At 33.9% G+C, this 13,241-nt stretch carries 14 protein-coding genes; 10 read left to right on the top strand and 4 right to left on the bottom strand.

Translation table 11 applies throughout. The features are described 5' to 3' along the window. Nucleotides 1–62 precede the first annotated feature (62 nt). Nucleotides 63–236, bottom strand: coding sequence for a hypothetical protein (locus tag QQZ16_RS03350; RefSeq protein WP_192840946.1), 174 nt, complete (start codon nucleotides 234–236; stop codon nucleotides 63–65). A 340-nt stretch (nucleotides 237–576) separates the two neighbouring features. On the opposite strand from QQZ16_RS03350, the gene QQZ16_RS03355 reads away from it, so the two are divergent. Further along, complete coding sequence (locus QQZ16_RS03355; protein ID WP_235251544.1) at nucleotides 577–2,232, top strand: copper resistance CopC/CopD family protein; 1,656 nt, start codon at nucleotides 577–579, stop codon at nucleotides 2,230–2,232. Nucleotides 2,233–2,491: 259 nt separating this feature from the next. On the opposite strand, the gene QQZ16_RS03360 is transcribed toward QQZ16_RS03355, so the two are convergent. Then, on the bottom strand, nucleotides 2,492–3,097 hold the full coding sequence (locus QQZ16_RS03360; protein WP_235251543.1) for a biotin transporter BioY: 606 nt from the start codon (nucleotides 3,095–3,097) through the stop codon (nucleotides 2,492–2,494). Nucleotides 3,098–3,246: 149 nt separating this feature from the next. Between QQZ16_RS03360 and QQZ16_RS03365 the strand changes: the two genes are divergently transcribed. The 5 genes from QQZ16_RS03365 (at nucleotide 3,247) to manA (ending at nucleotide 7,426) form a co-directional block, all read left to right on the top strand. Continuing rightward, nucleotides 3,247–3,579: a DUF3889 domain-containing protein gene (locus QQZ16_RS03365; protein WP_031538670.1), complete on the top strand. Its 333-nt coding sequence runs from the start codon at nucleotides 3,247–3,249 to the stop codon at nucleotides 3,577–3,579. An 80-nt stretch (nucleotides 3,580–3,659) separates the two neighbouring features. Further along, the gene (locus QQZ16_RS03370) at nucleotides 3,660–4,379 is read left to right on the top strand and encodes an MOSC domain-containing protein (protein WP_235251542.1); all 720 of its coding nucleotides are present in this window, start codon (nucleotides 3,660–3,662) and stop codon (nucleotides 4,377–4,379) included. A gap of 236 nt (nucleotides 4,380–4,615) precedes the next feature. Further along, complete coding sequence (locus QQZ16_RS03375) at nucleotides 4,616–5,050, top strand: MarR family winged helix-turn-helix transcriptional regulator (protein WP_031538666.1); 435 nt, start codon at nucleotides 4,616–4,618, stop codon at nucleotides 5,048–5,050. After that, nucleotides 5,047–6,270: an MFS transporter gene (locus QQZ16_RS03380; RefSeq protein WP_031538665.1), complete on the top strand. Its 1,224-nt coding sequence runs from the start codon at nucleotides 5,047–5,049 to the stop codon at nucleotides 6,268–6,270. The genes QQZ16_RS03375 and QQZ16_RS03380 overlap by 4 nt, the downstream gene beginning before the upstream one ends. A gap of 211 nt (nucleotides 6,271–6,481) precedes the next feature. Further along, the gene (manA, locus tag QQZ16_RS03385; protein WP_031538662.1) at nucleotides 6,482–7,426 is read left to right on the top strand and encodes a mannose-6-phosphate isomerase, class I; all 945 of its coding nucleotides are present in this window, start codon (nucleotides 6,482–6,484) and stop codon (nucleotides 7,424–7,426) included. 181 nt (nucleotides 7,427–7,607) lie between these two features. Here the strand turns inward: manA and QQZ16_RS03390 are convergent, their stop codons facing one another. Next, complete coding sequence (locus tag QQZ16_RS03390; protein WP_031538661.1) at nucleotides 7,608–8,399, bottom strand: histidinol-phosphatase HisJ family protein; 792 nt, start codon at nucleotides 8,397–8,399, stop codon at nucleotides 7,608–7,610. Between the two features lie 220 nt (nucleotides 8,400–8,619). On the opposite strand from QQZ16_RS03390, the gene QQZ16_RS03395 reads away from it, so the two are divergent. From QQZ16_RS03395 to spoIIP, 4 genes are all read left to right on the top strand, one after another. Further along, on the top strand, nucleotides 8,620–9,387 hold the full coding sequence (locus tag QQZ16_RS03395; RefSeq protein WP_235251541.1) for an alpha/beta hydrolase family protein: 768 nt from the start codon (nucleotides 8,620–8,622) through the stop codon (nucleotides 9,385–9,387). Nucleotides 9,388–9,793: 406 nt separating this feature from the next. Continuing rightward, complete coding sequence (locus QQZ16_RS03400) at nucleotides 9,794–10,399, top strand: lysophospholipid acyltransferase family protein (protein ID WP_235251540.1); 606 nt, start codon at nucleotides 9,794–9,796, stop codon at nucleotides 10,397–10,399. After that, nucleotides 10,396–10,815: a 3-hydroxyacyl-ACP dehydratase FabZ gene (gene fabZ / locus QQZ16_RS03405; protein ID WP_235251539.1), complete on the top strand. Its 420-nt coding sequence runs from the start codon at nucleotides 10,396–10,398 to the stop codon at nucleotides 10,813–10,815. The genes QQZ16_RS03400 and fabZ overlap by 4 nt, the downstream gene beginning before the upstream one ends. A gap of 211 nt (nucleotides 10,816–11,026) precedes the next feature. Beyond that, a complete protein-coding gene (gene spoIIP / locus QQZ16_RS03410; protein ID WP_031538655.1) occupies nucleotides 11,027–12,166 on the top strand; it encodes a stage II sporulation protein P in 1,140 nt (379 codons plus the stop codon). 53 nt (nucleotides 12,167–12,219) lie between these two features. Here the strand turns inward: spoIIP and QQZ16_RS03415 are convergent, their stop codons facing one another. After that, nucleotides 12,220–13,164, bottom strand: a complete 945-nt coding sequence (locus tag QQZ16_RS03415) for a tyrosine-type recombinase/integrase (RefSeq protein ID WP_235251538.1) — start codon at nucleotides 13,162–13,164, stop codon at nucleotides 12,220–12,222. Nucleotides 13,165–13,241 lie beyond the last annotated feature (77 nt).

A 13,241-nucleotide genomic window follows, 5' to 3' on the forward strand; every position in this document is an offset into this window, starting at 1 on the left:
CTATGGTGTTATTTACACGATCTTGAATATGTAGGTCTAAGAAGCAATCGTTCGGTTAACTATTAAGCTAATTCACTTTTTTCAACCGCACTGTTCCAATCAGGGAAATAATGTAGCGCATGGCGCATTAATTCTGGATGGCTTTGCTTTACCTTCTTTTTATTCATATTCATGCCATTTGAACGTAATTGTTGAATAGTCAACATTACTTCATCAGCAGTCATGCTAATATCCATTGACTTACCTCCTTTTTATTTTGTTCTTATTCTTTACCGCCATGAAGGAAAATATACGATATTTATATAAAAAAATTAATATATATTTCTCGGGAAAGCGCAAAATATGCTATTATTTAGACAAATAACGACTGTATTCTAGCTATTAGGTAAGAGGTTTTTTTCTTAAGAGAATGAGAGTAGGTGGAGATCGCTTAACCGTATAGGTACAATTGATTCAACTAATGGAAGTTTCATATATCAGAATAAACGGAATTATTGCCTAGTCGATCTCTTCCTTGTACGAATTGTGGTTCATTCGCTATAATTGAGTGGTGCAGGATGAACATAGAGGGACGTGATGAAAAAAGTGAAATGGAAAAAGCTACTAATGTTACAATTAGCTGCACTTATATTTTATTTTATCGGAGTTAATACAGTATCTGCCCATGCATATATTACTAATTCCACTCCTAATGAAAATGAAATATTAGAAACAGCACCGAAAAATGTTTACATAGAATTTAATGAAAAAATCCAAACTGGTTTTACGATATTAAATGTTTTAAACTCATCTGGAGAGAGAGTAGATCAGAAAAATGTTAAGATAGACCCCAAAACAGAGAAATCAATGACAGTAGATTTACAGCCAGATTTACCTAACGATATTTATACAGTTGAGTGGAGAGTAGTATCAGCAGATGGACATTCTGTTTCAGGAATGATTCCTTTTAGTATTGGAGAATTACCTGAGGGAACGGCTTTCCCAACACAACAAGAAAATGGAAATATGTTTACATTTATAAGTACAATGATAAATAAAGGCTTCCTTTATATCGGATTTTCTTTATATATGGGGATATTATTGTTCTATTTGATATGGTATAAGGGCAAGAAATTATCCAATAGTTTAATAAAAAGGACCCAAACTGTCTCGATTACAGCAATAGCATTACTAGCAATCAGTATTATCAGCTCCATTTTCATACAGACACAAAGCTATGCTGGTGGAGGTTTACTAGCATCCTTAAGCATCAGTAATTTGTTGGAAACCCTGAAAAGTACGAAAGAAGGGACCATCTGGATTCTGCAAACAATCTTGTTGGTTATCCTCTATTTGAGCCATCTTTACATTTGGAAAATATACACAGACAGAAAGCGCCTGACTATCCCTGGATTAGCGTTTTTAGGCATAATGCTCTCAAAAGCATTTCTTGGTCATCCGTCTAGTTCTCCATATGAAACGGTGGCGATTTTGTTTGATTTTACTCATTTGGTCGCAGCTTCCATTTGGCTTGGTGGGATGCTTGTCATCCTTTTATTTTTAAGGGAAGGGATTTTTGCGAGTGAAGGAGAAGGACATGATTTATATTGGTCTAGTATGGAAAGATATTCGCTATGGGCCCTTTTCTCCGTTGCTGCACTCTGTATTTCTGGAGCAATAAACGCTTCTTTATTAATACCAGATTTTCATTCATTAGTTAGCACGACATACGGGAAAGTTTTGCTTATTAAGGTGGCTTTACTAGTGTTTATGCTAATTTTCGGAGCCTATCATTTAGTTAGCAGGCTTCTTTTAAAAAAGAAAGAGTTCTATAAAGTATCGATTAAAATAGAGATTACGCTTGGAATTTTGGTATTACTGGTAACAAGCGTTTTTACCCAAATCCAAACACCAACCTTGCCAATTGATTTGCCATTTTATGAGGAAGCAGAACTAGGGTATAATGAGAATATTAGCTTATCTATTACCCCTAAAAAAACAGGTGTTCAAAATCAATATGAAGTGTTTGTATTTGATAATAGTCGAAACCCGATTGATCCAATCGAACAAATTACGATAGGCTTAATCAATGGGGAAAATGAAACATCCTTTCCTTTAACAAAAGAGAAAGAGGGGCATTACTTTGCAGAAAATCTTCTATTGAATCAGCCAGGAAATTTGGAAGTAGAAATACATGTTTTAACAGATGAATTAGAATCGCTTGATTATTCCTTTAAAATGCAAGTTAGATAATGTTTGATGGTAGGAAAAATAGGGAATGGAATAATGGAATATTTCTCGGGAAACCGCAGAAATAGACAGGATTCTTGAGTATACGGTCGTAAAATGGCGAAACAGATAGAAAATTATCGGTTTTGGTAAAATGAGTGTCCGTCATATGTATTCCAGGCATAGACGAAGCCAAACAATTACACGATAAAATCGTAATTGTTTGGCTTTTTAATTTATTGATTTTCATATTCGGCTTTTCAGTTTATCTATTTAATTTTCTTTAGTCAAATTTTTGATGTGTAGAATCTGAATGAAAATGTACTTGCAGTGAGCTTTTCTTTATTACTGAATTATATAAGCGATAACCGACTACTCCTGCGATAAAGGTAAGAATAACATCTTTTATAAGAGGGAAAGCCATCCAGGACCAAAGCAGTTGATAAGTAAACCCAGAAGGTGCCAAATACCATAATTTATATGCCATATACATCCAGCTTGTACCGATTATGTAATTGATTAATAAGCCAATAAATGCACTAAAAATAAAGTTTGGAATCGATTGTTTTTTCTCGGCAACTAAGCCAACAATAAAGGCAGTAAGAATAAAAGCTAAAATAAATCCAAAGGATGGTTTGGTTAAAATAATTAGTCCTCCAGATACTTCCGCAAATACAGGAATCCCGATAAGTCCAACGAGCATATAAACTACCATTGCAAAACTTCCTAGTCTTTTGCCTAGAAGTAGACCTGCAAGGATTGCAAAAAAGGTTTGAAGTGTAACAGGAACTCCTCCAATAACAAGAAAACTGGTTACATTGGCACCAACTGCCATAAAAGCAACAAATAATGCAATCATTGTAATATCTAAAGCTTTCCACGGTTTCAAAGTCGTCACTCCTTTTAATAATTTCCTAAAATAACTATACTTCTCTACTTTTTATATGTCAACTAATTTTTTAAAAAAGTTAACATATAAAAATACATAATTTTTTATAGAAAGTTCATACTAAATGTAGAATGAAAGGAGATGCATACATGAAAATATTAAAGTTTCCATTCATAAATATTTTATTAGTTGGTTTATTCCTTATGCAGATAAACATTCCAATCCATGCAGAAGCAGAAGGGCTACCTTCCTATGTTAAATGGGGAAGAATCGCCATGACAAAAGCACAAGAAAAATATCCTAATAGTGAAGTAACTGATTATCTGCATGTAGGCAAGGAAGATAAAAAGGGAACTTCTGTTGAAAAGTTTAAGCTTATTGTAAAAAATGATCAAAAAGAAATTGGTGTGTTTGTAAACTTAACCTTTGATACAAGAACCGAACGTTTGTTATCTGTCGACATGGAAGAAACCAAACCATAATTTTTAAAAAACTCTCTAAAGTAATTGGTTTTAGAGAGTTTTTTTGTTTTAATGGAATAAGGAGAAAGGGAGGGGAAGGTATGATCTTTGGAACTATCCAAAAAATTATGCGGTATCCGGTAAAATCCTTTACAGGGCAATATCTTTCAAAGGCAAAAATTATGTCATACGGAATTTATGGGGATAGAAGTCATGCATTTATTGATAAAACAAATAAGAACAAGCATTTAACCATTACGCAATTTCCTAAAATGGTTACATACAAAGCACAATTTTTAGGAGAAGAGTCGATAGAAGTTTTTCCTAAGCTAAAAGTGATAGCAAGTGATGGAGCAGAGTTTGATTGGAATGAAAAAGCATTAGTAGAAAGAATGGAAAAAGAAACAAATCGAACATTAGAGTCCATTACATATTCCCCAACCAATGTTCCAATCCCAGCGATTGAAGTAGACAATATTCTTCTTATCTCAACAGAAGCTCTTGCAGAATTATCTTCCTCATACGGTGAACCAATTGATGAGAGACGATTTAGGGGAAATATTATTTATGATCGAAAAGAGATGGGCATAAAAGAACAGGATATAATGGGGAAGCAAATTAAAATTGGTTCAGAAGTAATTCTCGAAATTAATCAATTCTGTGAAAGATGTATGATCATAACGGTTGATCCAATAACAGGAACAAGGCAGCCTCAGCTATTAAAGCAGATAGTGAAAGAAAGAAATAATCATTTCGGCATTTATGCTCGTGTTATTCAGACGGGAACCATCTATACTGGTGATCAAATGACCATTTTATAACACAAAATGCATTTCAAAACAAACTGTCCTAACATGTGAATGGCTCCTAATTAGTTAGCTCAACTACTTAGGAGTTTTTTTGATGTAATAATATGGATAGAAAGCACCTTTTTTTGAAAGCGATATCTCTCTTAATCAAACGTTTGATTAACACCAATGTTTAAAAATAGTATTGCCTACAACCAATATACTATGATATAGTTACCTAGGTAATTAATTTTAGATCGGAGAAAGATATGAACAAGACTCATGACTTATTCCATTCTATCCAACAGCTTGCTCGACAATTTACGAAGGAATTAAATATAGCGTTAGAGCCATTTGATATATATAGTTCAGAATGGGCAATTTTATATGTATTAAAAGAGAACGGTCCACTTGCCCAAAAAGAAATTGCTGAATATTTATCGATTGAAGCTCCACCTGTTACTCGTACAGTTAAAAAGCTCGTGGAAAAAAATTATGTTCTCCAAGTAAAAGGAGAAGACAGACGCACAAATAAAGTGTTTCTAACCGATATAGCAATACAAGAATACGCAAAATGGGAAGAGGCTGTTTTACAAGCAAACAAGGGCTTACTTGCACAATTACCAGCTGAATCATGGGAATATTTACATCAAATTATATTAGGCTGGTCCCATTCATTAGCAATCAAGGAGGAAAATAAGTGAAAAAAGAAGCATTATGGACAAGGGGATTTATCCAAATATGGGTAAGTAACTTTTTTTTATTTATGACATTTTATTTTTTATTAGTTTCATTACCAATTTATGCAATTCGCGAATTAAATCAAAAACAGTCTTCAGCTGGCCTAATTGTTACGGTTTTCATTATTACAGCTATTCTCATCCGGCCAATAGCTGGTAATTTAATGCAAAAGATTGGGAAAAAGGCCATTTTCCTAACATCTTTACTTATCTTCTTAAGTGCCTCCGTTTTTTATTTATTTACTGACTCTCTAAGCGGTTTACTATTTGTTCGTGCCTTACATGGTATTGGATTTGGGATGGCAACAACTGCAACAGGAACAATTGTTGCGGACATTCTGCCAAGCTCCAGAAGAGGAGAAGGCATGGGGTATTATTCCATGAGCATGAATTTAGCAATGGTTATCGGTCCATTTATTGGTCTTCAGGCAATTAATTCTTGGGGAACTTCCACTCTATTTATTTTAGCAATTATTTTTGCATTCTTTGCCATTTTAACAGGCGGATTTATGAAAATTGAACATGCGCCAGAAATGGAAATGTCAGAAATAGAGCATACAGAGAAGAAAGGCATTCGATTCAATCAAATTATTGAAAATACTGCAGTGAAAATTAGTATCGTAGCGGCAATATTCGGAATTGTATATTCGTCGATACTCTCCTTTGTATCTGTTTATGCAGAGGATAAAGGCTTTATTAGTGTTTCAGGTTATTTCTTTGTTGTATATGCAATCTTTATGCTAATGGCAAGACCTTTTGCTGGAAAATGGTTTGATCGCTATGGTGCAAATAAGATTGTATATCCTTGTATTGTTTTATTCTCCGCTGGAATGATTTTGCTTGGCATGGCTGAATCTGAATGGATGTTTTTACTTTCAGCAGCATTAATTGGGTTAGGATACGGATCTATGTTTCCTTGTCTTCAAACCATTGCCATTCAAAAAGCAGCACCACATAGAAGAGGACTTGCAACGGCAACGTTCTTATCTATTTTTGATATAGGGATTGGCTTCGGTTCTTATTTAGTTGGGATTATTGGGGATGCAATTGGCTTAAATGCATTTTATTCTTTTAGTAGTATCTATATTTTAATTGGTATTGCAGTTTATTACTATTTGCATGGGAAAACGATTAGAAAAGAAACGATTATTCCGAAAAAAGAGCAATTCAATACAGGTGCATAACAAAATAAGACTCTCCTAAAGAAATGGTAAAGTTTCTATAAGGAGAGTCTTATTTTTTGTATTAGTAGAAATAATGTATGCTTTATTTTAGATAGCTAGAGGCCATTCCTAATGATCTTTCATTTTCTATTTTTGAAAATAAAATCCGTTTTAATGGAGAATATGGTAGAATAGTCTAGTAAATATTGTAAAGAAGGAGTTCCGTAATCGAATGAGCGAGCCATTATTTTTTAATCCGGTTTTTAAAGATAGAATTTGGGGCGGTACAGCATTGCGTAGCTTTGGCTATGAAATACCGAGTGAATCAACAGGGGAATGCTGGGCATTTTCCGCACACCCTCATGGACAAAGTGTTGTCAAGAATGGACCATTAGCAGGGAAAAATTTAGAACAATTATGGGAAAATCATCGTGAGCTTTTTGGAAATATGGAAGGCGATCGTTTTCCTTTATTAACAAAAATATTAGATGCAAATCAAGACTTATCTGTACAGGTTCATCCAAATGATGACTATGCAAAGGTTCATGAAAATGGAGAACTTGGCAAAACAGAGTGCTGGTACATTATTGACTGTCAGGATGGGGCAGAAATTATTTTTGGCCATCATGCTAGAACAAAAGATGAATTAGCAGCAATGATTGCTGAAAATAGATGGGATGAGTTATTAAATAAAGTTCCTGTTAAAAAAGGTGATTTCTTCTTTGTGCCAAGTGGAACAATTCATGCTATTGGGGAAGGGATTATCATTCTTGAAACCCAACAAAATTCGGATACAACATATCGTGTTTATGACTATGATCGCCGGGATGCAGAAGGAAATACTCGGGAATTACATATTGAGCAATCGATCAATGTTACGACCGTTCCACATCAATTAGCAGCAACTTCTCCATCTGTTGAACAACAAGGGGATATAGAGATTACAAGCTTTGTTGAATGTGACTATTTTACAGTTGAAAAATGGTCACTCGATGGAAAGGCAACTAAAGAGCAAGATCAAGCTTTCCTATTATGCAGCGTAATAGAGGGAGATGGTTCTCTAACGAAGAGTGGAGAAGAATACGCATTCCAAAAAGGGGATCATTTCTTGCTTCCCAATAAATTTGGTGCATTTGAATTAAAGGGGAAAGCAGAGCTTATTGTTTCCTTTATTTAAACCGAAAGAGTGTCTCATTGGACACTCTTCTTTTCTATTAATTGTTAAATTTGCGCACACGATAAAAAATTTTCCCATTAAATACTATCGGTAATCGATAGACTGACACATCCCTATGGTGTGAAGGAAAACTCTCATTAATGGTTAGGTCATTTAATGTAAATAATCCCTCTGCACTTATTTACATATCAATTCGAACAGGGTTTCTTTTTTCAAATAGATAATAAGCACTAAACCCTGCATTTTTTGCTAGATTAAGCGCTTGGATGAATCCTTCACCCACATCTTCTTTTCTATGGGAATCAGATCCAATCGTTAAAATTTCTCCACCTAGTTCTCGATAAAGCTTTAATATTTCGATAAATGGCAAAGATTCATTTAAGCTTGTTCTCCAGCCTGAAGTATTAATTTCTAACCCAATGCCTCTTTTAATAGCTGTTTTTAAAACGGAAGCAATGATATCTTCATAGTCTGAAAAGGCATAAAGTCCTCTAGTCGTATGTGCATAGCGCTTCATTAAATCAAAATGTGCAAGGACATCGATATCCGCATAGGTAACTAATTCTAGCATTTCTTTAAAATATGCTAGATAAATATCCTCTTCAGGATGTGCATTCATATATTTTCGAAGGGTTAGTCCATCAAGATTGTGAACAGAACCGAGAATATAATCAAACGGAATACTGGATAATGCGTCTTTATATTGCTCTCGCATTAAATGAGGTTCGCATAATTCAATCCCTAGCTTTATTGTAAGTTGATCTTTATAAGCAGCCTGGCATTTTTTTATATCAGCTAGATAGTTTGTCCAATTCATATGCCCAAAGGTTGGAGCATTTGGATTAACTGAAAAATGTTCTGTAAAACAAATTTCATTTATTCCTTTGCTTATTGCATTTTCGCAAATTTCCATCATTATTGCTTTTGAATCAAATGAATGATTGGAATGATGATGATAATCAATATAATACATAGAAATCTCCTTTTATGATGACCGTCTATTTTGGTCAGTAGATATTTTTTTCACTAAAGCTATTTTATCATAATTATATTTTGATAAAATAAATGGTGAAAAAAGGCGAATATTTGGGATGATGAAAAAAGAATTCAGAAAATTTTTGTTTTAAACTTACTAAACAGGTAGGAATAATATATAATAAGTAATTATAAATAGTAATTAGGAGGAACTAGAAATGACTGAGGTGAAGACGATCAATTGGAAGGATGACAATATCGTACTTTCTATCGATTATCCTAAAGAAAAATATAATGACTATAAAACGGTGATTATTTGTCATGGATTAATTGGCAGTAGAATAGGTGTAGATCGGCTATTTGTAAAGACTAGTAATTTGCTTACAGAAAAAGGGTATTTAGTGATTCGGTTTGATTATAAAGGTTGTGGTGAATCGAGTGGTGAATATGGTCGTAATCGATTATCCGATTTAATAGAGCAAACAGAAGCGATTATTCAATTTGCATATGCAGAGCTTTCGATAAAGGAACTTATTTTGCTTGGTCATAGTCTCGGTGGAGCTGTTGCCTTATTTACTGCTATTAATGATTCACGAGTTAGCCGTTTAATTCAGTGGGCAGCTGTCGGAAAACCAGACTTTGATATAAGAAGAATATTTGGTACGGAAAGGTTGAGCGAATTAGCAGAAAAAGAAGTGGTTGATTTTAATGGTTATTCCTTTTATCAAACCTATTTTGAATCATTAGCAGATTTTCGTCCGTTAGAAGTCGCCGATATTTTTTCTGGTGATGTCCTATTAGCGCATGGTTCAGCAGATCAGGATATCCCCTGTTATTATATGGATGAGTATAAAAATAAGTATTTAAAGCGAGAAAAAGGAACGGTTGAAACATTACTTATTGAAAATGGAAAACATACATTTTCATCAACTAGTCAGTTTCATCCATTAATAAATGGAACAATTCATTGGTTAGAAAGTAAATAAGCAAAATACGTAAATGGTAATACATGTATCATCCATTTGCGTTGTTTGATTTTCCTTTTGAGTGACTTCCTTTAAATGGGATATATAAAATTCTATTTATGATTATTACTATATAGATAGTGCCTATTTGTAGTACTTAGACACTATTTTTTTTAGCAATAATGAGATATAATAAGTTGGTAGTGAATAAATATAGTAGCTACTACTAATAGTAGATGTTGAAAAGATTGAATTTATCAGTGGCTGTTTTTTGAGGAATGAGTATTATCTCTTTTTAAAATACTTTCATATAGGGAAACTTTACATAAAGTGCAACTTCTAGCAATGAGGGGCCTTCATACCCGCTGTTAGTTAGTAGAACCGATGGGATAATTAAGTTATTTTGCACAAAAAGGAGAAAGAAAAAATGTATGCATTTACGAGTCGATTTGCTAATGTAGTGTTAAAAATCTTTGGAAGAACAAAGGTTATTAATAAGGATAAATTACCGAAGGACACCGGTTATGTCGTTTCCTGTTCTCATACTGGATGGATAGACGTTGTTGCTCTTGGCACTTCTTTACTGCCGAATGAGATTCATTTTATGGCGAAGAAAGAGCTATTTGCTAAACCGCAAGCAGCTAAATTCCTCCATAGCATTAATGCTTTTCCAGTCGATAGAGAAAATCCTGGTCCAAGTAGTATTAAAACACCAGTTAAACTATTAAAGGAAAAGAAGATAGTCGGAATCTTTCCAAGCGGCACAAGATCGTCAGAGGATGTGCCTTTGAAAAAAGGCGCTGCTACTATTGCTAATTTGGCAAGAGTTCCACTAGTACCAGCTGCGTATAGTGGCCCAACGGATTTAAAAGGACTGTTAAGCGGTAAAAAAATTCATGTCATATTTGGCGATCCTATTTCGTTAAAAAATGAGGACGGAACGAAGAAAGATCCAGCAGACATAACAACGGAATTAAGTAATGTTATGGCTGAGCTACAAAATGAATTAAATAATCTAGGTGGTAAGAAATGATGAATCTACAGAAAGTGAAGGATATATTAAATCGGTATCCTCTGCCTCTAGTGGATGAAATATTAGAATTGAAAGAAGGGGAATTGGCTGTAGGTGTAAAGCAAATTAATAAGGAAGATACATTTGCGAATGGACAAAACCCCAATAATCCTATCATGCCAGGAGTCCTAATTATTGAAGCTATTGCTCAAGTTTCAGCAGTAGCCATTCATAGTGAAGAAAAGCATAGTAATAAATTTGCCTTGTTAGCAGGCATTAATCATTCAAGAATTCGAAAGCCTGTTTTTCCTGGTGATGAGCTTTGTATGGAAGTCATCGTGGAAAAGGTGAAAAATAGCTTTGCGAAAGCAAAGGGCAAAGCTACGGTAGCAGGAGAATTAATCTGCGAAGCGGAGTTTCTTTTTTCATTTCAATAAAATAGAAAAATAAAGTCACTGTCCTAGAGCATATGTATTTGGGCAGTGACTTTATTTATTGTATAAAATAATTTTACGCATCCAACTTATTTATAAAAATTCCAATCCTTCCTTAAAATAATGACAATTCCCTATCAAATATTTCATAGATTACAAGACTATTTTCTAGTAAGAAGGCATATATCTGTATGAGAAAGGGGATGTACCTATTATGCAAACCTCCAAAACGCGTACATTAATCCAATATTTGAATACAACAATATTAGGAATCATCCTAATGTTTATCCTTATTGCTGGAATTACAACTTCTATTTTTTCTTTCAAATTGACTTCAGATAATGTTGCCAGTATTTTAAAGTCTGTCAATACTACGGAAATTTATACGGAAATATTTCATAGTGAAAATCATCTTTTTCCAAAATCAGATGGAAAGGGACTTTCATTAGGCAATATTCTGTTCCAAATTGCCACCAATATTCGTTTAGATGACACGCGAACACTTTTAGGAAGAGAACTTCCTGCCTTAACTTTTTTTCATACCGAAATTGTTGTTGCAGAGGAAGGGACAAGCCTTGCTAATCTTCCATTTGAGTCTACTCCTTCTGAAGAGCTTATGAAAAACCCTAAAGAAGTAGATGAGGAAAAAGTGGAGAAGGAAGAAAAGCCTTCAGAGAATAAAGCACCAGTAACAGAGCCTAAAAATAAAACAGTTTTAGTTTATAATACGCATAATCTAGAAGCATATTTGCCACTATTGAAGAATGCAAATGAAAATGAAGCAGTAAGCTCCGATGAACGAGCAAATGTTGTTGGATTAAGTAATAAACTAAGTAATCTATTACAAGATGAGGGAATTGGAGTTCAACTAGATAAAACGAATATTAACCAAAAACTTCTTGATAGAGGATGGAACTATTTTTCATCTTATAGCGTATCAAAGGAAGTGGTTGAGACAGCAGTTAGCGAAAATAAACATTTAAACTATTTAATTGATATACATCGAGATTCAGCTAGGAAAAAAACGACAACAGCAACAATTGAAGGAAAAAGCTATGCAAAACTATTATTCATTATTGGCGATGCAAATAAAGGATATGAAAAAAACCAGGAATTTGCGAAAAAGCTTCATGCTGAATTGGATAAAAAATATCCTGGAATTTCAAGAGGTGTATTCTTAAAAGGAAAAGAAGAAGGAAATGGGGTATATAATCAAAACTTCTCTGATCGTGCTATTCTTTTAGAAGTAGGTGGAGTAGACAATACACAAGCAGAATTGAATCGAAGCATGGAAGCATTTGCTGACATATTCAGCAAAGTATATTGGGAAGAAAATGACGCAACACAGCAGTAATAATAAAAAAGATGGATCTTCACTTAAATTTGAGGACCATCTTTTTTATTCATTCAATCATTCATTTTATTCAGTAAATATTGTTTATACCTTCTTAGTGCCGCTTCACTTGTTAAATGAAATTGGCGCATTACCTTCTCATCACTTGCTCCTGTTGCTAATGCCTCTAATATAGCTGCGTTTCGAAGATTGACAGCAGAAATTTTACGTAAGCCTGCTCTTCTTACTTCATCTTTAATCATTTCTTGGATTGCACGGACAGATAGTGCTTTTGGTTTTTGCCGATCATAATCATATTGGAAGGAATATGAGATATTGTTGAAAGCTATAAATACAGGATCATTGGAATAATATTTTGGGCGAAACGCTTCCGGTATAGAAAAATAGTAATCTCGTAATTTAGTCATTATATCATGAGAAAGTGGAAGAGTTAACGGAGCATCCTCTCTATTGAGGGTAAGCTCTCCTTGTGCTAAGTTTAAATCTTTCATCTTGATACGATATATATCGATAGGTGTTAGTCCAAAGTTTTTTAATAAAGCCACGATTGTCCAATTTCTTGATAGCAGATAATTTCTAGCTGATTTTTTGGTGCTTTCTATATCCTTTATTAACAGATGCTGCAATAATTTATTATATTCTTCGCTTGTAATAAAGTCTTTTGTGGTTAGAGGACGTAGTGGAGACGCTTCTGCTAGTTTATGAATTTCATGTGCGCAAACACATTGATGGTAAATCATTAATCGGCTTAGTACAGATGCAAGGCGGCGAATAGTAGCTTGTGATAATTGCTTATCCTTTAAATAATGAAAGTAAGCGCGAATATCATCGGCACGCAAAGCTTTAATTGTTTCGAATTTAGTGTTTTCTTTGTATATATCGAGCCAGCTAAAGAATTTCTTTAAGTCAGATTCATACTGTTTTAATGTAAGTTTGCTCCGTCCAGACTGGTTTAAGTTCTCCATATAATCAAGTGCATAATCAGGCAAGGTAATCATTTGTTATGTTCCATCCTTCTTATGAATTTTTTTCAAACAATTCGAAATGCAATAACCCCTCTTCTCATTTTGACATA

It is taken from the genome of Bacillus sp. T2.9-1, assembly GCF_950097965.1.
Taxonomy (GTDB): domain Bacteria; phylum Bacillota; class Bacilli; order Bacillales; family Cytobacillaceae; genus Niallia; species Niallia hominis.

Excerpts from the sequence above, each read along its gene's own strand:
- QQZ16_RS03350 (WP_192840946.1), bottom strand. The coding sequence starts at position 236 with ATGGATATTAGCATGACTGCTGATGAAGTAATGTTGACTATTCAACAA.
- QQZ16_RS03355 (WP_235251544.1), top strand. The coding sequence starts at position 577 with ATGAAAAAAGTGAAATGGAAAAAGCTACTAATGTTACAATTAGCTGCA.
- QQZ16_RS03365 (WP_031538670.1), top strand. The coding sequence starts at position 3,247 with ATGAAAATATTAAAGTTTCCATTCATAAATATTTTATTAGTTGGTTTA.
- QQZ16_RS03370 (WP_235251542.1), top strand. The coding sequence starts at position 3,660 with ATGATCTTTGGAACTATCCAAAAAATTATGCGGTATCCGGTAAAATCC.
- QQZ16_RS03375 (WP_031538666.1), top strand. The coding sequence starts at position 4,616 with ATGAACAAGACTCATGACTTATTCCATTCTATCCAACAGCTTGCTCGA.
- manA (WP_031538662.1), top strand. The coding sequence starts at position 6,482 with ATGAGCGAGCCATTATTTTTTAATCCGGTTTTTAAAGATAGAATTTGG.
- QQZ16_RS03390 (WP_031538661.1), bottom strand. The coding sequence starts at position 8,399 with ATGTATTATATTGATTATCATCATCATTCCAATCATTCATTTGATTCA.
- QQZ16_RS03395 (WP_235251541.1), top strand. The coding sequence starts at position 8,620 with ATGACTGAGGTGAAGACGATCAATTGGAAGGATGACAATATCGTACTT.
- QQZ16_RS03400 (WP_235251540.1), top strand. The coding sequence starts at position 9,794 with ATGTATGCATTTACGAGTCGATTTGCTAATGTAGTGTTAAAAATCTTT.
- fabZ (WP_235251539.1), top strand. The coding sequence starts at position 10,396 with ATGATGAATCTACAGAAAGTGAAGGATATATTAAATCGGTATCCTCTG.
- spoIIP (WP_031538655.1), top strand. The coding sequence starts at position 11,027 with ATGCAAACCTCCAAAACGCGTACATTAATCCAATATTTGAATACAACA.
- QQZ16_RS03415 (WP_235251538.1), bottom strand. The coding sequence starts at position 13,164 with ATGATTACCTTGCCTGATTATGCACTTGATTATATGGAGAACTTAAAC.